Here is a 21,097-nt window from a genome sequence, read left to right as displayed (position 1 = left end):
CACCCGCGATCTCTGGGTTAAGCCACGCGGTCTCTGGGAACAGGATCTCTGGGTTAATGCAGGTCAGCAAGCGACAGCCCCTGCGCCACCACCTCGAAGGGCAGCAGGCCCATCATCACATCGCGCATCTTGCCTGAGGCCACCAGGCCGATCTGGGCGATGACGGCGATGGTGAAACCGGCGAGCAGGATCCTGTCTGCTGGCCCGTTGGCGCGGATGCTGAGGAATTTCGGTAGTTTCAGGTTCCACCAGCGTCGGCCCTTCCATGGAAGTAGTGGCGCGAAGGCGGGTATGCCCTGTTTGGTGGCGAGGTCCCCCAGCATGTGGGTCAGACATCCCACGGTGATCGCCGACCCCATGAACACCCCGAATGATTCCTCGGGCACATAACTCCACACAGCGTAGGCCAGGGCGGCGGACAGTCCTGTGACAATCAACCAGTCTGTTTTCTTCGACCATTCCGGCAGCAGCCCCCTGATGCCGAGGCCGAGGAGGAAGAACAGCAGGCCGATCACCGCGGGTTTGCCGAAGGCACCGATGAGGGCCGCGGCACCGATGCCGGCCGCCAGTGCAGCCCATACTGTGTGGGTGGCGGTGCGGTGGCCGTTCTTGCAGGGCTTGTCCTTGCGGCCCCGGGTGACGTTGACGAAGGTCTGTGCGATGTTCTCCGTGAAGCGGGAGATCACCTGTGTCACCGGCCCGAAGGAACGGGATACCGTGGCAGAGGGTGCATCCAGATCGGGGAGCAGGGCGGCTCCGGCGGCCAGGCCGGCGTAGATGAATGTCTCCTCGGCGGTGGACACGCCGCCCCATTGTGTCGGGAGGATCTGGGCCACGGCCAGGCCGACCGCGGCGCCGCTCATCGCATGGGTGGGGCCCATGACCATTGGTGCATCCCTGCCTTCGAAATTGTTATCGGATAGTACTGTCTTTCACACTTTAGACCCCGTGGTGGGCGCGGTATTTACAGCTCCCGTCTAAGCGTGTCCGCCTGACTGTTCGTCTCTGCTCCGCGCGGCTGCAGGCGTGCCGCTACCCTGGGGGGTCATGGACGAGCAGTCGATCATGCAGGCAGTGGCCGTGGCGCGTGGGGCGCGCAACATTGAGGTGTTCACCGGTGCCGGGATGAGTGCCGATTCAGGCCTGGAGACCTACCGCGATCCGGAGACGGGTGTGTGGTCGAAGGTTGATCCGCAGGCGATGGCGAGCATCGATGCGTGGGCGCGGGATCCGGAGCCGATGTGGGCGTGGTACCGGTGGCGCGCCGGGCAGGCGATGAAGGCGCGGCCCAATGCGGGTCATGAGGCCATCGCTTATTGGGAGGGTAGTCACCTGGTGGATACGGTGCATGTGACCACGCAGAATATCGATAATCTCCATGAGCGGGCCGGGTCCACCGGGGTCACGCATCTGCATGGCAGTCTCTTCGAGTTCCGGTGTTCGATCTGTTCCAAACCGTGGCGGGATGATGGTGATTATCCGGCGGAACCGGTGGAGCGGCTCACCCCGCCGACGTGTTCGCTGTGTGGGAATCCGGTGCGTCCCGGGGTGGTCTGGTTCGGTGAGGCGTTGCCGCAGGAGGAGTGGGCGGTCGCCGAGAGTCGTATGCGGGAGGCTGACCTGGTGGTGATCGTGGGGACGTCCGGGATTGTCTATCCGGCGGCATCGCTGCCGGTTCTGGCGCATCAGCGTGGGGTGCCGATTCTGGAGATCACGCCGAAGGAGACCGACCTGTCCCGGATCGCCACGTTTTCGTGGCGGGCGACGGCCGCCGAGGGGTTCCCGGCGCTGGTCAGGCGGCTCGGCGTGTGAGCGGGTGCTTGTCGACGCCTCCTTCACCCCGCGGATACCACTCCGGGCGGGGGAGAGGGCATGATGTAGAACATGGAAAAGTTTTTCGCAGCAGGTGTGGGCAGGACCCTGGGAATCGTCGGCGCGATGGCGCTGACCACGGCCGGACTGGTGGCGTGTTCCTCCCCGCCGAATGAGAACCCCGCCCCGTGTAATGACAAAACCCCGCAGGACACCGCATTTGCGCAGTACCTCGATTCCGGTGAGATTCCGACCACCGGTGATGAACCCTTCCGTTTCGAGGTCGCCGACAACCACTATGACGCCTGCGATCACATCAGCTGGCTGGGCTTGACCGGCACCACCCAGCCGGAGGGGGAGCAGGAGGACACCAGCGGTTTTGTCGTGTTCTTCCAGGATGGTGACCTGGTCACCGATCCCCGACCGGTTCAGATGGGTGCGGCTCCCTTCGTCGACCGCAATGACGCTGATGACCAGGCCATCGTCCAGTTCGGTCACTACGCACCTCCCGGCGAGGTCACCACAACCGAGGTGCGGGAGGAGACCTTCAACTACGTTGATGGCAAAATCGAGGTCGAGGACGAGGCCTCCTATGAGGACTACGCCCAGGGGCGTAACCAGCTGGTGATGCAGGCCGGTGAGGTGTGTTCGGTTGATACCGGGGAGGCAGACGATTCCGAGGATGCCGCCGGCGCCGGTGCTGCCGCCTGCTGATCTGAGCATCCGAGGAAACTAACTCCCCTAGACTGGATTCTCTGACGGGGGAGTACTGGAAACCGGCACCGTGAAGGAGCTCGATGATGTTGACCGAGACCGACATGTTCTATCTGAACCGCAGCGTGGCCCTCGCCGCCATTGCGCTGGACAAGGGCAACAGTCCCTATGGATCAGTGCTGGTTGCCGATACCGGGCAGGTGTTGTTCGAGGATCATAACCGCGACGGCAACGGTGACGATACCCGGCATCCGGAGTTCGAGATCGCCCGGTGGGCGGCGGCGAATCTCACGGCGCAGCAGCGCGCCACCTCGGTGGTCTACACCTCCACCGAGCACTGTCCGATGTGTGCTGCGGCCCACGCCTGGGTGGGGCTGGACCGGATCATCTATGTGGTCTCCGGTGCCGAGGTGGGGCGGTGGTATCAGGAGTGGGGTGCCGAACCCACCCCGGTGGCAAAACTCCCCATCAATGGGGTCGCCCCGGATGTGCGGGTGAAGGGCCCGGTGCCCGAGCTCACCGGGCAGTTGAAGGAGATCCACCACCGGTACTTCCGCACACTGTGAAGACCCGGTGGGAGGGGGCCTGGGGAGTCTCTCAGACCGCGCCGGGGAAACCGAGCTGTCGCCAGGCCTCATACGTGGCCACCGCCGCGGAGTTGGATAAATTCATGGAACGGCGCCCCTCGAGCATCGGGATCCGTACTTCTGCCGTCACACGGGGATGGATGACGTGCTCGCGCGGTAGCCCGGTGGGTTCGGTACCGAATAGCAGGGCATCCCCTGGTTGGAAGGTGATGTCCGTGAACCATCCGGTGGCCTGGGTGGTGAAGGCGAAGATGCGTCCAGGGAGGGCGGCGAAGCAGTCCTCGATGTCCTTGTGCACGGTCACATCGGCGAGGTCATGGTAATCGAGCCCCGCCCTGCGCAGGTGTTTCTCCGTCAGATCGAAGCCGAGGGGTTCGACAAGGTGCAGGTGGGCGCCTGTTCCCGCGCACATCCGGATGGCGTTTCCGGTGTTGGGTGGGATGACGGGATTATCGAAGACAACATGCAGAGGTGGGACAGACATGGGAAAGATTGTAGATCGTGGAATAATGGCGAAGGTGACTGCTATCAAACTTGACGGAAACCTCTACCGCGATGAAATCTTCGCCGACCTCGGCCAGCGCGTCGCAGCGCTGAAGGAGAAGGGCATTGTCCCGGGTCTTGCGACCGTGCTGGTCGGTGATGACCCCGCCAGCCATTCCTATGTGAAGATGAAGCACCGTGACTGCGAGCAGATCGGTGTCAACTCGATCCGCCGTGATCTGCCTGCCGATGTCTCCCAGGAGGATCTCTTCGCGGTCATCGATGAACTCAATGCGGATGAGTCCTGCACCGGATATATCGTGCAGCTGCCCCTGCCGAAGCACCTCGACGAGAATGCGGTGTTGGAGCGCATCGACCCGGCCAAGGACGCCGATGGCCTCCACCCGGTCAACCTGGGCAAGCTGGTGCTCAACGAACCCGCCCCACTGCCGTGCACCCCGAATGGCTCCATCAGCCTGCTGCGCCGGTTCGGCGTGGAACTCAATGGTGCGAAGGTGGTGGTCATCGGACGCGGCGTCACCGTCGGTCGTCCGATCGGCCTGATGCTCACCCGCCGTTCCGAGAACTCCACCGTCACCCTGTGTCACACCGGCACGAAGGATCTGGCGGCTGAGACCCGTGCGGCTGATGTCATCGTTGCCGCCGCCGGCCAGCCCCACATGCTCACCGCCGACATGGTCAAGCCGGGGGCTGCGGTGCTAGATGTGGGTGTGTCCCGCAAGGACGGCAAGCTGCTCGGTGATGTCCACCCCGATGTCTGGGAGGTTGCGGGCGCGGTATCCCCGAATCCGGGTGGTGTCGGCCCCCTGACCCGTGCCTTCCTGGTCCACAATGTCGTCGAGCGCGCAGAGAAACTGGCGGGTCTGTAGGGGAGCGGTTCATGCACACCCCCCTCACCCCGTCCGAGCGGCTGGACAATCCCCATGACCGGGGTCTTGCCCCCTCGCCCCTGCCGGTGACCGCGCAGCGGATACTGGTGGGGTTGTTCGTCCTCGCGGTGGTGGTGGCGACGCTGTTCGCCGTCACCGAGCACTGGCGGCGCGCCACCTTCACCCTCGGCGTGTCCATGATCTACCTGGCGGTTGTCCGCCTGACGTGTGATTCCAGGATCGTGGGTCTGCTGGCGGTGCGGTCACGGCGTTTCGACGCCTTCTACTGCACCGCACTCGGAGGCACCATGGCTTTCCTGGCCGCCTCGGTGGATTCACTGGGCAGCTGAGGTTACAGGCTGGGGTCCTCGAAGACCGACTGGATGGAGGGGGTTCCATCCTCCGAGAAGCTCTGGTGGAATTCGATGAAGACCTCGGGGCCGTCGATACGCAGCTGCAGTCCTTCGTCGTCACGCTCCCCGGTGACACCGGCGAGGGTGAACACCGTGTCGTCGAGGGTCGCGGCGATCCGCTCCTGCTTCGACTGTGCCGTGGGCTCATGCCCGACGCAGATCCACTGCGCGGCGACGGCGAGCAGCCTCTCCTTCTGTTCCTCGGTGAGGGCAGCCCCCCGCAAACCACCGTTCCCGGACTGGTTCGGGGTGGTCAGCGCCGCCCGCTGCGAATCGGTGAGACTGTCGAGCAGGTCGACGACGGGCTGGTGGGCGGTGGAATGACTGGGCACATCGGTCCCGGTGGTCGCCATGACGGTTCTGACATCATTGCTGCTCAGATTGAAACGCGCCGATTCAAGCGCCACGTCGCCCTCCTCGCTGAACATCGCGTGCAGGCCCAGCATGGGCCCCTCCAGATCCATCCTCCACTGCTCACTGGGGGCCGGGACGGTGGAGAACCGCAGCAGATGGGGCGCGGCATCGGGGTTCATGTCGATGTACTCCAGAAGCGCACGCATCATGGTGTTGGAATCCTCATCGAGCAGGGTTTCCAGAACCTTGAACACGGTGAGTTTCTGCGCGTGGGTGAGGGTGTTGATATCCAGGCCGTCACCGGTGATGAGATGCCGCTGCTCCTCATCGAGGTATTCCATGAGTGCCCGCGCGGTCAGGGTGGTGTCCCGCGCCGCGGTGTAGTGCATGCTCGCGGTCGGGGGGATGCTGGGGATGCTTGACGACGCCTCCGCGGTCCGCGTCCCCATCGCCGTAGCGACCTTACGGGGCTCCTCACTCGACGTCTGACCGCCTCCGCGGTCGGAACCGCAGGCGACCAGGGCCATGCTGCCGATCGCAAGAGTGGTCAGGAGCACATAGGCGGTCCTGCCACGAGGGGAGATCATCAAAGTCACGTCCAATAATCTAAACCACTGACCATGGTTAAACCGTTAAATTAGCTGTGAACACCTCACCAGGTTTTCTACCTGCACACAGTTTGAAAGAAAACCACCGCATTCCCCGGGGCAGGGGATGCGGTGGTGATGCAGGTAGGGGGTGGATCAGTGGTGCAGATTCCTGCCCTGGATGCCCGTGCGGGGAACCATGAGAACCGCCACGAGGGAGATCGCGGAGATCACGGCGATGTAGACACCGATGGACAGTGAGCTGCCGGTAGAATCAAGGAGCATCTCGGCGATCATCGGGGCGAAGGCACCGCCGATGATGGAACCGATCGCGTAACCGATGGAGACGCCGGACAGACGGACCTGGGCGGGAAACATCTCAGCGTAGAGCGCCGGCTGCGGGCCGTAGGTGACACCGAGCAGGACACCGAGAACCACCACCGCGATACCGAAGAACAGCGGGTTTGCGGTGTCGATGAGCATCCAGGTCGGGAGGGCCCAGATGATCATGGCCAGGTAACCCAGTGCGAAGGTGCGGCGGCGACCCCAACGGTCGGAGGCGGCACCGAAGAAGAGGGTGGACACGATCCACGCGATGGCGGTTAGGCAGGTCAGCAGCAGAACGACGGGGCGACCCATACCCAGGACACCGGTGCCGTAGGAGACGAAGAAGGCGATGGCCAGGTAACCGGCGGCGTTGACACCCGCGAAGATCAGGGCGGCGAGGATGACGGTCTTGAGGTGCTTGCGGAAGAGCTCCGACAGTGGGGCGGAGGCCTTCTTCTTCAGGTCCTCCATCTCGGAGAACACGGGGGACTCATGAACCAGACGACGGATGAAGAAACCGACAGCGATGAGGACCACACTGGAGATGAACGGGATGCGCCAGCCCCATGCCTCGAACTGCTCGGGGCTCAAGACAGTGGTCATGACCAGCATGAACAGGGTGGCCAGCAGCATACCGGCCGGGACACCGACCTGGGGGAAGGCCCCGAAGAAACCACGGCGGTTGAGGGGTGCGTGCTCCACGGCGATCAGTGCCGCGCCACCCCATTCGCCACCGGCGGAGATGCCCTGCAGGATGCGCAGCAACACCAGGATCAGAGGAGCCGCCAGACCGATCTGCGCGTAGGTGGGCAGCAGGCCCATGGCAACGGTTGCACCACCCATGCCCAGCAGGGTGAGGACGAGGACGGGCTTGCGGCCGAAGCGGTCACCCAGGTGGCCGGCGATGACAGCACCGAACGGGCGGAACAGGAAGCTGATGCCCAGTGAGGCCCAGGCGATGATCTGCGCGACGGAGGCGCTGGAGTTGCTGGCGGGGTTGAAGTACTGGGTGGCGAAGATCAGGCCGGCCGCCTGGGCGTAGATGAAGAAGTCGAACCATTCGATGGTGGTACCCACCATGGAACCGGCCAGGACCTTGCGGTGCTCGGGGGTGATCGGTTGCGGGTTGTTGGTGCCTGCGGTGGTGCTGTCGGTGGGGATGCTGGTGGTCAGGACGGTGGTGTCACGCTGCCCTGTGGTGAGGATTTCGTTGGTGGTCATCGGGGGAACTTTCTGCTGGGCACAGTCACTGTCACTGTGCTACCGGAAGGGGAGGGGGGACGAACCCCGAAAAGTAGGGATGTAGGGGGCTTTTCGGGGTTCGTGAAGTACAGCATCCGGCAGGAAGATGCGGATGCTGTGCAATGTGGGGTGTGGAGAGAAAGTGCCGGATGGCCCCGGCCCGCGCGGGGTAGCGGTGGGCGGGATCCCGGTGCGGCGGTCCCCGGGGATGACGGGGGACTTCGCCGGAGGGGTGTTACTGGGTGTTGCTGGGTGCTACTGGTTGCGCAGGTCGAGTAGGCGCTTGGCCTTGCCCTCGCCGGAATCAACGCGGTCGCGGACCTCAACCTGGACGGAGATGCCGATGCGGTCCTTGATCTGCTTGCTCAGACGCTGGGTGGCCAGGGTGATGTCCTCAGCGCTGCAGCCGGGTGCATGTTCCACGGCCAGGGTGAGGTGGTCCATGCGGCCCTTCTTGCTCAGGATGCACTGGTAACGCGGACGCAGGGTCTTGTCCTCGACGATGATCTCCTCGAACTGGCTCGGGAAGCAGTTGACACCGCGGAGGATGATCATGTCGTCATTACGGGCGCTGATCTTGTCGATGCGTCGCATGGAGAAGGCGGTGCCGGGCAGGATGCGGGTCAGGTCGTGGGTGCGGTAGCGCACGACCGGGAAGGCCTCCTTGGTCAGGGAGGTGATGACCAGCTCGCCGTACTCACCGTCGGGGAGTACCTCACCGGTCTCGGGATTGATGATCTCCGGGTAGAAGTGATCCTCCCAGATGGTCAGTCCGTCCTTGGTCTCGACGCACTCCTGGGCAACGCCCGGTCCCATGACCTCGGAGAGGCCGTAGATGTCGGTGGCGTCGATGCCGAAGCCGTCCTCCAGATCACGGCGCATGCCCTCGGTCCAGGGCTCGGCACCCATGACGCCGACACGGAGGGAGGTCTCGCGTGGATCCACGCCGTCGGCACGCATCCGGTCGAGAACGGTGAGCATGTAGGACGGGGTGCCCAGGATCGCATCGGGCTGGAAGTCATTCATGATCTGGATCTGGCGCTCGGTCTGTCCACCGGAGGTGGGGATGACGGTTGCGCCGAGCTTCTCCACGCCGTAGTGGGCGCCGAGGCCGCCGGTGAACAGGCCGTAACCGAAGGTGACCTGAACCTTGTCGCCGGCGCGGACACCACCCGCGCGCAGGGACCGTGCGACCAGATCGGACCAGTTCTCAATATCATTGCGGGTGTAGGCGACCACGGTGGGACGCCCGGTGGTGCCGGAGGAGGCGTGCAGTCGGACGATCTGGCTCTGGGGAACCGCGAACATACCGAAGGGGTACTCCGAACGCAGGATCTCCTTGTCCGTGAAGGGGAACCGTGCCAGATCCGACAGATCACGGAAGTCGTCCGGGTGCACGCCGGCCTCGTTGAAGGCCTTACGGTAGTGGGGGACGTTGAAGTAGGCGTGACGCAGTGTGTTCTTGGCACGTGCGATCTGCAGTGCGGTGATCTCATCGCGTGATGCGTACTCGATACCCGTCTGAGGACCGATGTGGGTGGAGTGAATTTCAGTGACGGAGGTCATTGGGATGTTCCTTTCTGGCTGTGCGCGGTGGTGCTGGCGCGCATCGTTACCCGCAACGGGTGTGGTGCGACCTGGCCTGCGACTCGGTGTGGCATCCGGTTGTGAGGAGGAGGGCGTCATGGTGCAGGATCCTCTGTGAGTACGTTTCCCATTTACCAACTGACCAGTCGGTAAGTTGGTATGTGATGGACGCTACATTATTGAATCAGCTATTTCCAGAGTCACAATGAAATCCGTCATAAATTGTGCGAAAAAGGGCCCCCATCCCGTACCCCTGTTCGCAGGACGTACGGGCAGAGGCCCCTGGTTAGCAGTTGTTTATCGGGCAGCGAGCCCCCTGAAGACGAAGTCCGGCATGATTTCACTGAGTTCCTCAGGTGAGATCGGTCCATCGGGTCGGTACCACTCCACCAGGGAGTTGATCATGCCGAAGGTCAGGCGTGCGACCATGCCGGCATCCAGAGTGGAACGCACGGCGCCCTCCTCCTGGGCGGATGCAACAAAGTCAATGAAACGGCGGGTTATGAGGCGTCGGCGCTCCAGGATCTGTTTCTCCACCTCCGTATTGCCCCGCAGGCGTAGGAGGAGGGTGACATTCTCGGGTTTCTCGCACAGCACCCGGGTGGCACCGCTGATCACCGCGGCCAGGCGGTCCTCTGCGGTGCCGGGCGTGGCGTCGGCCTCCTCGATCACGTCGAAAAGCGCCTCGAGGGCCTGGTCGGTGGCCTCGACCAGGATCTCCTCCTTCGAGGTGATGTGGTGGTAGATGGCTGACTTGCTCACGCCGAGGGTGGTGGCGAGCGCGCCCATGGAGGTCGCCTCGTAGCCGTGGGTGTTGAACTGGTCGACCGCGATGCGGATGACATCCTCGCGTGCGTAGCCGGGCCTACCCCGGTTGGTGGTGGCGGTGGTGACAGAGTTCATGGTTTCTCCTTGTCGGAACCATCGGACTGATGTGGGGGACGGTGTGAAGCTCTCATTTCCCCGCGGGAATGTGCCTGGATCCGTACACTCCCATGATATTACCGTCCACTCGGTAAGTAATCTCCACCACTTTTCCTGCGAAAGGGGAAAACACATGCTTAATGCAGTTGAAACCGACCAGATTCTCGCCCCCGGTGTTGCAGAGGGTGCTGAATATGATCATGTCCGCGCCATGTTCGCCAATGATGCCGTCTCGAAAATGTTGGGCGTGGTGATCACTGAGCTGTCCCCCGAGGGGGCCCGGGGGCACTTCACCATCCGCGAGGACATGTGCAATGGGCACGGTACCGCACAGGGTGGCATCCTGTTCACCTTTGCCGATGCCGTGTTCGCCGGTGTGTGCAATGCGGCCGGCGATATCGCTGTTGCGGCACAGGTGGGTATCCATTACCTCTCCCCGGCCCGGGTGGGCGAGGTTGTGGAGGCGGAGGCTATCTGCCGTCAGGCCTGGGGTCGTAACGGGATCACCGATGTCATCCTCCGCGTCGGGGATCGTGTGGTGGCGGAGTTCCGTGGCACCTCCCGCGTGGTGAAGGCGGTGTAGGGGGTACCGGAAACACCCCCGGCCCAACGATGTGACCTGCATCAATGTGGGTGCGGTGTGTGGGGGAGGTCGCCCGCGGTCCGGGGTCGGCTGTGAAAGTGTTGACGTAGATCACATTTCCCCCATATACTGACCGGGCGGTCGGTTAGTAAATGGTAACCGGCTAACCGACACACAAACTTCCACACCCAGCCACTTCCTTCGCCCGAGAGCGGCGAACCTGCGGGTAGACCGCGACACTACGAGGAGGACCCTCATGACGACAGCCACACAGCAGCGGACATCCACCGATGATGCCCAGGCCCAGGAGCACTTCGACGCTCTCATCGCCCAGGATTCCCGCATCGAGCCCACCGACTGGATGCCAGCCGCATACCGCAAGACTCTGACCCGTCAGATCTCCCAGCACGCGCACTCCGAGATCATCGGCATGCAGCCGGAGGCCAACTGGATCACCCGCGCACCGTCCCTCAAGCGCAAGGCCATCCTCATGGCCAAGGTCCAGGACGAAGCCGGCCACGGCCTCTACCTCTACTCCGCAGCCGAGACCCTCGGCACCGGCCGTGATGAGCTGGTTGACCAGCTGCTCAGCGGCAAAGCGAAGTACTCCTCCATCTTCAACTACCCGGCACGTACCTGGGCCGACATCGGAGCCATCGGCTGGCTTGTCGACGGCGCCGCCATCGCCAACCAGGTCCCGCTGTGCCGCGCCTCCTACGCACCCTACGGACGCGCCATGGTCCGTATCTGTAAGGAGGAGTCCTTCCACCAGCGCCAGGGTTGGGAGATCCTCTACGAACTGGCCAACGGAACCCCGGAGCAGAAGCAGATGGCCCAGGAGGCGATCAACCGCTTCTACGGCCCGGCACTGCAGATGTTCGGCCCACCGGATGAGGATTCCCCGAACTCCCAGCAGTCCATGGAATGGAAGATCAAGCGTTTCAGCAACGATGAGCTGCGTCAGCGCTTCGTCGACATGATCGTTCCGCAGGCGGAGGGACTGGGTCTCCACTTCGAGGACCCGGACCTGAAGTGGAATGAGGAGCGCGGCCACTACGACTACGGCCAGCTCGACTGGGATGAGTTCAAGTCCGTCATCAAGGGCGAGGGCCCCTGCAACGTCCAGCGTATGCAGCGCCGTCGTCAGGCATTCAACGATGGTGCCTGGGTCCGCGAGGCGGCCGCCGCCTACGCGGATCGCCAGCGCCCGGCCGCCACCCGACTCACTGCCTAAACCACCCCATATATAAGGAGACACATCATGTCTAACCAGTCCTGGCCCATGTGGGAAGTGTTCGTCCGCACCTCCCGTGGCCTCTCCCATGTCCACGCAGGATCCCTGCACGCAGCTGACGCCACCATGGCGCTGCGCAACGCCCGCGACCTCTACACCCGCCGCAATGAGGGAACCTCCGTCTGGGTCGTCCCCGCCGAGGTCGTCGTGTCCTCCGATCCCGATTCCAAGGGTGGGTTCTTCGAGTCCTCCCAGGGCAAGAACTACCGCCACGCCACCTACTACTCCAAGGCCGAGGGGGTGCCACACCTGTGAGCAGCTTCGCATCCGTTGATTCCGCGACCCGACAGACCCAGGGCGACGGCATTACAGCAGAAGACATCCAGGCCACCGGCGCAGTCGCAACCGAGGATGTGGCCAACTACGCACTGACCCTCGGCGATGACGCACTCATGCTGGCCCAGCGCCTGGGCTGGTGGGTATCCCGCGCACCCGAGATGGAAGAGGACATCGCGATCGGCAACATCGCCCTCGACCTGGTCGGACATGCACGGTTCCTCTACAGCTACGCCGGCACCGCCTGGAACAAGACCGAGGATGACCTCGCCTACTTCCGCGATGAGGAGGAGTTCCGCTCCGCCCGCCTGACCGAAACCGAAAACGGTGACTTCGGCCAGACCATCGCCCGTCAGCTGCTGATGTCCCACTACTTCCTCGGCCTCTACACCGCGCTGCAGGACTCCACCGACGAGACCCTCGCCGCGATCGCCGCCAAGGCCGTGAAGGAAGTGGAATACCACGCCGACCACGCCAACCAGTGGACCCTGCGACTGGGCCTGGGCACCGAGGAGTCCCACCGCCGCATGACCGAGGGCCTCTACTACATGTGGCCCTACGTGGCGGAACTCTTCGAGGACCTGCCCATCCACACCAAGCTCGCCGAGACCGGTGAGGCGGTTCTGCCGTCCAGCCTCCGGGATGAGTTCGACCGCAACATCGCCTACGTCCTCGAGGAGGCCGGCCTGGAGATCCCGCAGGTGCCCTCCGCACGCAGCAGCCAGCGCACCGGCAAGTACAACGAGTACCGCGGTTACATCCTGGCCGAGATGCAGTCCCTGGCCAGGCGCCACCCCGGCGCCACCTGGTAACCGATCACCCCCCATTCATCCGCACCCTATATATAAGGAGCAACCGTGGACACCACTGACACTGTGATTCACCCACTGCGACCGACCACGGCAGCAGAAGCAGAGCTCTGGGATCTGGCAGCGACTGTTCCTGATCCGGAGATCCCGGTGATCTCCATCGCCGACCTGGGCATCCTGCGTGGTGCCCGGTTCGAGGGGGCCACCGCTGTCATCACCATCACCCCGACCTACTCCGGCTGCCCGGCCATGGACCGGATCACCAGTGATGTCAGGGAGGCACTCCAGGGTGCCGGATATGAGGATTCCAGGGTCGAGCTGGTGCTCCAGCCGGCCTGGAGCACAGACTGGATGACCGAGCAGGGACGTCAGCAACTGCGTGACTACGGCATCGCCCCGCCTGCCCGCCGCACTGATGATGAGGGCAGCAGGGTGGTCCGCCTGACCCTGATGCGTCCCGAGACCATCGCCTGCCCCCAGTGTTCCTCCACCAATACCCGCAAGCTCAGCCACTTCGGCTCGACCTCGTGCAAGTCCCTCTACAACTGCCTGGACTGCCTCGAGCCCTTCGACTACTTCAAGGTGCACTAATGACTACTCCCACCCTTCCTAAGCAAAAGGCAAAGTTCAACGCCCTCACCGTCTCAGAGGTGCGCCGACTCACCGACGATGCGGTCGAGATCAGCTTCGAGGTCCCCGAGGAACTCCAGGCGGACTACGACTACGTCCCGGGCCAGTACGTGGCGCTGCGCACCCAGCTCGACGGTGCCGAGGTACGCAGGTCCTATTCCATCTGCGACATCCCACGTCCGGGCACCATCCGGGTCGCGGTGAAGAAGAACCTCGGTGGATTGTTCTCCACCTGGGCCAACGAGGAGCTCAAGGCCGGTGACACCCTCGAGGTCATGAACCCCCAGGGTGCGTTCACCTCCAAGACCCACGTCACCTCCCTCAACGATGCCGAGGCCATCGCCCAGCAGGCCGGCAACAACCACCTGGTGGCCATCGCCGCCGGTTCCGGTATCACCCCGATCATGGCCATCGCCCAGACCGTGCTGGCGGAGAACCCGAAGGCCACCTTCGAGATCGTCTACGCCAACAAGGGTGGAGCCGATGTCATGTTCGCCGAGGAGATCGGTGACCTGAAGGATAAGTACCCCCAGCGGTTCGCGGTCCACCATGTGCTCTCCCGCGAGCAGCGCGTCAACCCGCTGTTCTCCGGGCGCATTGACGACGAAAAGCTGAACCTGCTGCTCGATCAGGTGCTGCGCACCGACCAGGTCAAGGAATGGTTCCTCTGCGGACCCTTCGAGCTGGTCCAGCTGTGCCGCGATGAACTCGAGGGCAGGGGAGTGGACTCCTCCAACGTCCGTTTCGAGCTGTTCACCACCGGCAAGCCCGGTGACGGCCCGGGCCAGGGCAACACCGGACGCCCCGTCATCGCCGACCCGGAGGGTGACAACATCACCATCTCCTTCACCCTCGATGGGCTCTCCGGCACCATCGAATCCCCCTCCAGTGCCCGCGAATCCGTGCTCAACGCCGCACTCCGTGCCCGCCCGGATGTCCCCTTCGCCTGCGCCGGTGGCGTCTGTGGCACCTGCCGCGCCAAGGTCGTCGAAGGTGAGTACGAGATGGAGGAGAACTACGCCCTTGAACCCGATGAGGTCGAGGCCGGTTATGTCCTGACCTGCCAGACGCGACCCAAGGGTGACACCCTGGTCGTGGACTACGACGCATAGACACAACACACACGCAAGGGAGTACCAGTCCATGATTGACCTGCACATCGAGAACGACACCGCCGAGATCGTCCTGAACAACCCCCAGGCACGCAATGCCCTGGCCGAGGCTGACCTCAAGGATCTGTCCGCCGCCTACACCGAGGCCGAGGTCCGCGGTGTGCGGGCGCTCATCCTCCGGGGCGAGGGCAAGGGGTTCTGTGCGGGCCGCAACATCCGCGGCGTGGTCCCGGCTGAGGACGACGCCACCGATTACCTGGCCAACAAGGTCACCCCGGTGTTGAAGCAGATGAGCAACTTCCCGGCACCGACCTTCGCCGCCGTGCAGGGCGCCTGCCTGGGCGTGGGACTGGGCCTGGTGATCGCCACCGACATCGTCTACGTGGCCGAGGACGCCAGATTCGGATCCCCCTTCGCCAACCTGGGCGCCACCCTGGATTCCGGTGGACACGCCCTCTTCTTCGAGCGTCTCGGTGCCCACCGCGCCATGGACCTCATTGTCACCGGGGATCTCATCTCCGGTGCGGAGGCGGTGCAGGCCGGTCTGTTCTCCCGCGCCATCCCCGCTGACCAGCTCCTGGAGGTCACCCGGGAGGCTGCCCACAAGGCGGCCACCGGAGCCACCCGCGCATTCCTCACCAGCCGTGCCCTCATCCAGGATCTGCGCGATCAGCGCGTCGGATTGTGGGAATCGGTGGAGAAGGAGAACATCGCCCAGGGCGAGCTGTGCTCCTCCGATGATTACGCGGAGGGTTTCGCCGCTTTCAACGAAAAGCGCCCCCCGGTATTCGCTGGCCGTTAGGCTGGCGACAACGCCCGGTAGGTCGGGCGTCGACAAGCTTGCTGCACCACGTACACCGCAACGAACCCAAGGAGCTCCCCACCCATGTCCACCCCCACTGCATACCTGGTCTCCGGCCGTCGAACCCCCGTCGGACGCTACGGTGGCGCCCTGTCCGCCGTGCGCCCGGACGATCTGGCCGCACTGACCATCAAGGCTGTCGTTGAGGAGGCCGGCATCGACCCGGCCGCCGTGGATGAGGTCATCTTCGGCAACGCCAACGGCGCCGGTGAGGAAAACCGCAATGTGGCCCGCATGGCGTGGCTGCTGGCCGGATACCCGGATTCCGTCCCCGGCATCACCGTCAACCGCCTGTGTGCGTCGGGCATGTCCGCGATCACCATGGCAGCGAACATGATCAAGGCCGGCGAGGCTGACATCGTGGTGGCCGGTGGCGTGGAATCGATGTCGCGTGCACCCTGGGTCCAGGAGAAGCCGGCAACCGCGTTCGCCAAGCCGGGACAGATCTTCGACACCTCCATCGGCTGGCGTTTCACCAACCCGGTGTTCGCCGCCCAGGACAAGACCACCTACTCCATGCCGGAGACCGCGGAGGAGGTCGCCCGCGTGAAGAACATCAGCCGCGAGGACGCCGACGCCTTCGCGGTGGAATCCCAGCGACGCGCCGTCGAGGCCATCAAGGCCGGACGCTTCGACTCCGAGATCGTCCCCGTCGAGGTCACGGGCCGCAAGGGGAAGGTCACCGTCGTGGACACCGATGAGGGACCCCGCGAGGGAACCACTACCGAGGTGCTGGCCAAGCTGCGCCCGGTCGTGGGCGGGGGAGAGGTGGTCACCGCCGGTAACTCCTCCTCCCTCAATGACGGTGCCTCGGCGATTCTGGTGGTCTCCGAGCGTGCACTCGAGAAGTATGGCCTCACCGCCCGCGCCCGCGTCGTCGGTGGCGCCAGCGTCGGACTCGCCCCGGAGATCATGGGCATGGGCCCGGTCCCGGCGACGAAGAAGGTGCTGGAACGCACCGGCTGGTCCATCGATGATGTGGATGCCGTGGAACTGAACGAGGCCTTCGCTTCCCAGTCACTGGCCTGCATCCGCGAACTGGGACTGGACACCGACAAGGTCAACACCTGGGGTGGCGCCATCGCACTGGGGCACCCGCTGGGGTCTTCCGGTGCGCGCATCACCATCACCCTGCTCAACAGGTTGGAGCAGGAGGGCGGCACGAAGGGTGTCGCCACCATGTGCATCGGGGTCGGCCAGGGTGCCGCCATCGCCATCGAGAAGGTTTAGGAAAGGTAGAAACACCGTGACCAACACCATGACCGACACCACCCTGAGCAGCGACTTCACCGCGCTCACCCTCACCGAGACCGACACCTACCTCCTGGTGGAGATCACCCGCCCCGAGGTCCGTAACGCCATCGACGAGACCATGGTCGGTGAACTCCATGAGGTGTGCTCCTACCTCGAACTCAATCCCAAGATCCTCATCATCACCGGCTGTGAGGCCAACGGTAAGGGCATCTTCGTCTCCGGCGCCGACATCGGCCAGATGCGTGAACGACGCCGCGATGATGCCCTGCGCGGCATCAACAACATGCTCTTCCACCGCATCTCCCAGCTGCCGGCCCCCGTCATCGCGGCCGTGGACGGGTACGCACTCGGTGGGGGGATGGAGTTGGCGCTGGCCGCCGATTTCCGTCTCGCCACCCCGGGCGCCAAGTTCGGTCAGCCGGAGGCCGGCCTCGGAATCGTGGCGGCCGCCGGTGGCCTGTGGCGGTTGAAGGCCCTGATCGGGGAGGCCGTGGCCAAGGAGATCCTCCTGGCGGGCAAGGTCCTCGACGGCAATGAGGCGCTCGCCGTCCACCTGGTCACCGAGGTGCACGAACCGGCAGAGCTTCTCGACGCCGCCCTGGCACTCGCCGGCCGCATCGCCAAGCTCGATCCCCTCGCCGTGCGCATCTCCAAGCAGGTCATGGCGATGCCCGCCGGTGCCCACCCCCAGGTGGACAACATCGCCCAGGCGATCCTCTTTGAATCCGAGGCCAAGTTCGACCGGATGCAGGCCTTCCTCGACCGCAAGAAGAACAAGTAAGCAGGAGACACACCCATGACCAGCCCAGCAGACACCTTCAACCTCACCTTCGATTCCACCGACGTCGGTGTGCCCACCGTGGTGGGCGTACTTGGTGGTGGCCGGATGGGTGCGGGTATCGCCCACTCCTTCCTCGCCGCCGGTGCGCATGTCACCGTAGTGGACATCAACGACGCCGCGGTCGAGGCCGCCCGCGAACGCATCACCAACGACATCGAAGGGTCCATCAAACGTGGGGCCGAGGGCACGGTGGAGCAGTGGCTGGAACGCCTCACCCTGAGCACCGATGCGGCAGCCTTCGCCGATCACCCCCTGGTGGTTGAGGCGGTCCCAGAGATCATCGATCTCAAGGCTGATTCCTTCCGGAAGATCGCCGCGGCCGCACCGGGGGCGGTCATCGCCACCAACACCTCCTCGCTGTCGGTGAGTGATCTCGCCCTGTCCGTGGACAACCCGGTCATCGGTCTGCACTACTTCAACCCGGTGCCGGCATCGAAGCTGGTGGAGGTCGTGGTGGCTGATTCCACCCCGGAGCCACTGGTGGACCTGGCCCGCGGGTGGGTCGCCGGTCTGGGCAAGACCCCGATCGTGGTCAAGGACGCGCCGGGCTTCGCCTCCTCCCGCCTGGGTGTGGCCATCGCACTTGAGGCGATCCGCATGGTGGAGGAGGGTGTGGCCTCCCCGGAGGACATCGACAACGCGATGGTGCTGGGGTACAAGTTCCCCGTCGGCCCGCTCAAGCTCACCGACATCGTGGGCCTGGATGTGCGCCTGGGTATTGCCGAGTACCTCGAATCCACCCTCGGTGAGCGCTTTGCCCCACCGCAGCTCATGCGCGACATGGTCGCGCGTGGGGAGCTGGGCCGGAAGTCCGGCCGCGGTTTCTACGACTACAGCTAGCGCTTATCCACGACCATATTCGTGATCCGCGCAGTACAGAGGCGGTCACCATCCTCGTTGGTGATGACCACCTCGTGGCTGCAGACCGAGCGGCCCAGGCGGATCGCGGTGGCGGTCGCGGTGACCAGTCCGTCCCGGCTGGACTTGTGGTGCGTGGCATTGATGTCCACGCCCACACACACCTTGCCCATCGTGGAGGCGTGGATGACGGCGGCCCAGCTGCCCACCGCCTCGGCGAGGGAGACCATCGCGCCACCGTGCAGCAGTCCCAGTGACTGGCGGTTGCCCTCCACCGGCATCGTGGCCACCACCCGTTCGGCGGATTCCTCGATGACCTTCACGCCCATCTTCTCGTCCAGTTCGCCGAGAACAATCTTCCAGGGTTCCATCTTCTCCAACTCCTTTGACTGAATAATTGTGAAAGACCCTCTGGTGCTTTCACTGTTTGTGACTATACTAACAGTAATTACTGACCGGCCGTTCGGTAACTATCACTTGTTCGGCCCTATCTTCCCGAAAGGAAACAGGACCAATGACCACAGCTCATACCGACACCCAGTCCTCCACCACCGCCATCCTCGACCGTGAGGTGGCCATCGTCCCCAGTTACCTCAGCGGCCAGTGGGTCACCCCGGACAACCCCACCCGCATCGCCGAGGTCGCGGATGCCTCCACCGGCGAGATCGTGGCCCGGGTATCCACCGACGGGCTGGATATCGGCGCAGCGGTCGCCTACGCCCGCGACGTGGGACAGAAGAACCTGCGCGCACTCACCCTCCACGAGCGTGCCCTGAAACTCAAGGAGATCGCGCTCTACCTCGGCGAGCACAAGCAGGAGCTCTACGAGATCGCCTATAAGTCCGGTGCCACCAATCGCGACAATGGCGTGGACATCGACGGCGGCATCTCCACCCTGTTCACCTACTCCTCCAAGGGACGCCGCGAACTGCCCAACTCCGATGTGATCATCGACGGCCCCACCGAGGTTCTGTCCCAGGATTCCTCCTTCCAGGGCACCCACATCTACACCCCGCTGCCGGGTGTGGCAGTCCAGATCAACGCCTTCAACTTCCCCGTCTGGGGCATGCTGGAGAAGTTCGCACCGTCCTTCATCGCCGGTGTGCCCTCCGTGGTCAAGCCCGCCACCCCCACCGGCTACATCACCCAGGCCTGCGTGCGCCTCATGGTCGAGTCCGGCATCCTGCCGGAGGGTTCCATCCAGCTGATCTCCGGTTCCGCCCGCGACCTGCTCGACCACCTGGACTACCGTGACCACGTGGCCTTCACCGGTTCCGCCACCACCGCCGCCACCCTGCGCGCACATGACAACGTCCAGCACGCCGGCCTGCGCTTCAGCGCCGAGGCAGACTCCGTCAACGCCGCCATCCTCGGTGAGGACGCCACCCCGGACACCCCGGAATTCGACGCCTACGTCAAGACCCTCTTCAGCGAGCTGACCTCCAAGGCCGGTCAGAAGTGCACCGCCGTGCGCCGCGCCATCGTGCCTGCGGGGCTTATCGACGACGTGGCCTCCGCCCTTGCGGACCGCATCACCGCCAAGATCGTCGTCGGTGACCCCCGCGATGAGAAGACCACCATGGGACCGGTGGTCTCCGTGGAGCAGCGCGATGATGTGGCGGCGGCCGTCGACAAGCTCATTGCAGCAGGCGGCACCGTGCGCCTGGGCGGCACGGAAGAGTTCGACGGTGCGTTCTTCGCCCCGACCATCCTCACCTTCGACAACGCCGATGCCGACGCCGTGCACGACACCGAGGCCTTCGGCCCGGTCGTGTCCATCATCGGCTACACCGACACCGCCGACGCCATCCGCCTGGCCGCCCGCGGACAGGGCTCCCTGGTGGCCTCCGTGATCACCCACGACCCGGCCCTGGCCAACCAGTTCGCCATGGGCATCGCCGCCCACCACGGCCGCCTGCACTTCCTCGACCGTGACGACGCCCGCACCTCCACCGGCCACGGCTCCCCACTGCCACACCTCATCCACGGCGGCCCGGGCCGCGCCGGTGGTGGCGAGGAACTCGGCGGTATCCGCGGCGTCAAGCACTACATGCAGCGCACCGCCATCCAGGGCACCCCGGACCACCTCACCGCCATCACCGGCCAGTGGCACCGCGGTGCGGCCGTCAACCGTGTCACCCGCGCGGATGTCACGGCCGGCACCGGCGTGCACCCCTTCCGCAAGGACCTGGCCACCCTGCGCATCGGCGACCAGTTCGCCTCCGACCTGCGCAAGGTCAGCCTCGAGGAGATCCTCGAATTCGCCGAGAAGACCGGCGACACCTTCTACGCCCACGTGGACGAGGAGGCCGCCATGGCGAACCCGTTCTTCCCACGTCGCGTCGCCCACGGCTACCTGCTGGTCTCCTGGGCCGCCGGCCTCTTCGTTGAGCCACAGCCGGGCCCCGTCCTGGCCAACTACGGCCTGGAGAACCTCCGCTTCATCACCCCGGTGACCTACGACGACTCCATCCGCGTCGAACTGACCGCCAAGCGCATCACCCCGCGCGTCACCGATGACTACGGCGAGGTCTGCTGGGACGCCGTGCTGTACAACCAGAACGATGAGATTGTCGCCAGTTATGACGTGCTCACTCTCGCCGAGAAGGTGGACACCCTCTACAAGAAGTAACCTGATCGCCTGCTGAGGCGCAGTGC

23 protein-coding genes are annotated in these 21,097 nt (G+C 64.4%); 16 read left to right on the top strand and 7 right to left on the bottom strand.

Translation table 11 applies throughout. From position 1 onward, the window contains the following. Window positions 1-53: 53 nt before the first annotated feature. Window positions 54-887 (bottom strand): metal-dependent hydrolase, encoded by an 834-nt coding sequence (locus H9627_RS03405; RefSeq protein WP_191732628.1) that lies wholly within the window; start codon window positions 885-887, stop codon window positions 54-56. 160 nt (window positions 888-1,047) lie between these two features. On the opposite strand from H9627_RS03405, the gene H9627_RS03400 reads away from it, so the two are divergent. The 3 genes from H9627_RS03400 (at window position 1,048) to H9627_RS03390 (ending at window position 3,092) form a co-directional block, all read left to right on the top strand. Next, window positions 1,048-1,812 carry an NAD-dependent deacylase gene (locus H9627_RS03400; RefSeq protein WP_191732627.1) on the top strand — a complete coding sequence of 255 codons (765 nt, stop codon included), beginning with the start codon at window positions 1,048-1,050 and terminating at the stop codon, window positions 1,810-1,812. A gap of 72 nt (window positions 1,813-1,884) precedes the next feature. After that, window positions 1,885-2,526 carry a hypothetical protein gene (locus tag H9627_RS03395; protein ID WP_191732626.1) on the top strand — a complete coding sequence of 214 codons (642 nt, stop codon included), beginning with the start codon at window positions 1,885-1,887 and terminating at the stop codon, window positions 2,524-2,526. Window positions 2,527-2,612: 86 nt separating this feature from the next. Then, window positions 2,613-3,092 (top strand): nucleoside deaminase, encoded by a 480-nt coding sequence (locus tag H9627_RS03390; RefSeq protein ID WP_191732625.1) that lies wholly within the window; start codon window positions 2,613-2,615, stop codon window positions 3,090-3,092. 31 nt (window positions 3,093-3,123) lie between these two features. Here the strand turns inward: H9627_RS03390 and H9627_RS03385 are convergent, their stop codons facing one another. Further along, a complete protein-coding gene (locus tag H9627_RS03385; RefSeq protein WP_191732624.1) occupies window positions 3,124-3,597 on the bottom strand; it encodes a tRNA (cytidine(34)-2'-O)-methyltransferase in 474 nt (157 codons plus the stop codon). Between the two features lie 34 nt (window positions 3,598-3,631). Between H9627_RS03385 and H9627_RS03380 the strand changes: the two genes are divergently transcribed. Further along, complete coding sequence (locus H9627_RS03380) at window positions 3,632-4,486, top strand: bifunctional methylenetetrahydrofolate dehydrogenase/methenyltetrahydrofolate cyclohydrolase (RefSeq protein ID WP_191732623.1); 855 nt, start codon at window positions 3,632-3,634, stop codon at window positions 4,484-4,486. A gap of 11 nt (window positions 4,487-4,497) precedes the next feature. Next, a complete protein-coding gene (locus tag H9627_RS03375; RefSeq protein ID WP_191732622.1) occupies window positions 4,498-4,836 on the top strand; it encodes a DUF3017 domain-containing protein in 339 nt (112 codons plus the stop codon). A 2-nt stretch (window positions 4,837-4,838) separates the two neighbouring features. Here H9627_RS03375 and H9627_RS03370 read toward each other — a convergent pair whose 3' ends face one another. From H9627_RS03370 to H9627_RS03355, 4 genes are all read right to left on the bottom strand, one after another. Next, window positions 4,839-5,840 (bottom strand): DUF3500 domain-containing protein, encoded by a 1,002-nt coding sequence (locus tag H9627_RS03370; RefSeq protein WP_225213479.1) that lies wholly within the window; start codon window positions 5,838-5,840, stop codon window positions 4,839-4,841. 156 nt (window positions 5,841-5,996) lie between these two features. After that, complete coding sequence (locus H9627_RS03365) at window positions 5,997-7,388, bottom strand: MFS transporter (RefSeq protein WP_191732620.1); 1,392 nt, start codon at window positions 7,386-7,388, stop codon at window positions 5,997-5,999. A 276-nt stretch (window positions 7,389-7,664) separates the two neighbouring features. Beyond that, entirely contained in the window at window positions 7,665-8,975 is a 1,311-nt protein-coding gene (locus H9627_RS03360) for an AMP-binding protein (protein WP_191732619.1), read from the bottom strand. A 318-nt stretch (window positions 8,976-9,293) separates the two neighbouring features. Beyond that, window positions 9,294-9,899: a TetR/AcrR family transcriptional regulator gene (locus tag H9627_RS03355; RefSeq protein WP_191732618.1), complete on the bottom strand. Its 606-nt coding sequence runs from the start codon at window positions 9,897-9,899 to the stop codon at window positions 9,294-9,296. 154 nt (window positions 9,900-10,053) lie between these two features. Between H9627_RS03355 and paaI the strand changes: the two genes are divergently transcribed. The 10 genes from paaI (at window position 10,054) to H9627_RS03305 (ending at window position 18,421) form a co-directional block, all read left to right on the top strand. Continuing rightward, window positions 10,054-10,503 carry a hydroxyphenylacetyl-CoA thioesterase PaaI gene (gene paaI, locus H9627_RS03350; protein ID WP_191732617.1) on the top strand — a complete coding sequence of 150 codons (450 nt, stop codon included), beginning with the start codon at window positions 10,054-10,056 and terminating at the stop codon, window positions 10,501-10,503. Window positions 10,504-10,759: 256 nt separating this feature from the next. Then, a complete protein-coding gene (gene paaA / locus H9627_RS03345) occupies window positions 10,760-11,737 on the top strand; it encodes a 1,2-phenylacetyl-CoA epoxidase subunit PaaA (RefSeq protein ID WP_191732616.1) in 978 nt (325 codons plus the stop codon). Window positions 11,738-11,764: 27 nt separating this feature from the next. Continuing rightward, the gene (paaB, locus tag H9627_RS03340; RefSeq protein ID WP_191732615.1) at window positions 11,765-12,052 is read left to right on the top strand and encodes a 1,2-phenylacetyl-CoA epoxidase subunit PaaB; all 288 of its coding nucleotides are present in this window, start codon (window positions 11,765-11,767) and stop codon (window positions 12,050-12,052) included. After that, the gene (gene paaC / locus H9627_RS03335; RefSeq protein WP_191732614.1) at window positions 12,049-12,885 is read left to right on the top strand and encodes a 1,2-phenylacetyl-CoA epoxidase subunit PaaC; all 837 of its coding nucleotides are present in this window, start codon (window positions 12,049-12,051) and stop codon (window positions 12,883-12,885) included. The genes paaB and paaC overlap by 4 nt, the downstream gene beginning before the upstream one ends. A 45-nt stretch (window positions 12,886-12,930) precedes the next feature. Then, window positions 12,931-13,473, top strand: a complete 543-nt coding sequence (gene paaD, locus H9627_RS03330; RefSeq protein ID WP_191732613.1) for a 1,2-phenylacetyl-CoA epoxidase subunit PaaD — start codon at window positions 12,931-12,933, stop codon at window positions 13,471-13,473. Then, a complete protein-coding gene (gene paaE, locus H9627_RS03325; protein WP_191732612.1) occupies window positions 13,473-14,624 on the top strand; it encodes a 1,2-phenylacetyl-CoA epoxidase subunit PaaE in 1,152 nt (383 codons plus the stop codon). The genes paaD and paaE overlap by 1 nt, the downstream gene beginning before the upstream one ends. A 31-nt stretch (window positions 14,625-14,655) precedes the next feature. Next, window positions 14,656-15,426, top strand: a complete 771-nt coding sequence (locus tag H9627_RS03320) for an enoyl-CoA hydratase/isomerase family protein (RefSeq protein WP_191732611.1) — start codon at window positions 14,656-14,658, stop codon at window positions 15,424-15,426. Window positions 15,427-15,510: 84 nt separating this feature from the next. Next, a complete protein-coding gene (locus H9627_RS03315; RefSeq protein ID WP_191732610.1) occupies window positions 15,511-16,716 on the top strand; it encodes a thiolase family protein in 1,206 nt (401 codons plus the stop codon). A gap of 28 nt (window positions 16,717-16,744) precedes the next feature. Further along, the gene (locus H9627_RS03310; RefSeq protein ID WP_191732855.1) at window positions 16,745-17,521 is read left to right on the top strand and encodes an enoyl-CoA hydratase/isomerase family protein; all 777 of its coding nucleotides are present in this window, start codon (window positions 16,745-16,747) and stop codon (window positions 17,519-17,521) included. 15 nt (window positions 17,522-17,536) lie between these two features. After that, complete coding sequence (locus H9627_RS03305) at window positions 17,537-18,421, top strand: 3-hydroxyacyl-CoA dehydrogenase family protein (protein WP_191732609.1); 885 nt, start codon at window positions 17,537-17,539, stop codon at window positions 18,419-18,421. On the opposite strand, the gene H9627_RS03300 is transcribed toward H9627_RS03305, so the two are convergent. Continuing rightward, window positions 18,418-18,810: a PaaI family thioesterase gene (locus tag H9627_RS03300; RefSeq protein ID WP_173362563.1), complete on the bottom strand. Its 393-nt coding sequence runs from the start codon at window positions 18,808-18,810 to the stop codon at window positions 18,418-18,420. The genes H9627_RS03305 and H9627_RS03300 overlap by 4 nt on opposite strands. Before the next feature lie 143 nt (window positions 18,811-18,953). On the opposite strand from H9627_RS03300, the gene paaZ reads away from it, so the two are divergent. After that, window positions 18,954-21,071 carry a phenylacetic acid degradation bifunctional protein PaaZ gene (paaZ, locus tag H9627_RS03295; protein ID WP_191732608.1) on the top strand — a complete coding sequence of 706 codons (2,118 nt, stop codon included), beginning with the start codon at window positions 18,954-18,956 and terminating at the stop codon, window positions 21,069-21,071. The last annotated feature ends 26 nt before the right edge of the window (window positions 21,072-21,097 follow it).

It is taken from the genome of Corynebacterium gallinarum, from assembly GCF_014837045.1.
Classification (GTDB): Bacteria; Actinomycetota; Actinomycetes; order Mycobacteriales; family Mycobacteriaceae; genus Corynebacterium; species Corynebacterium gallinarum.
Note: the sequence above shows the minus strand (reverse complement) of the source record. Positions and strands in the feature narration are given on the sequence as shown.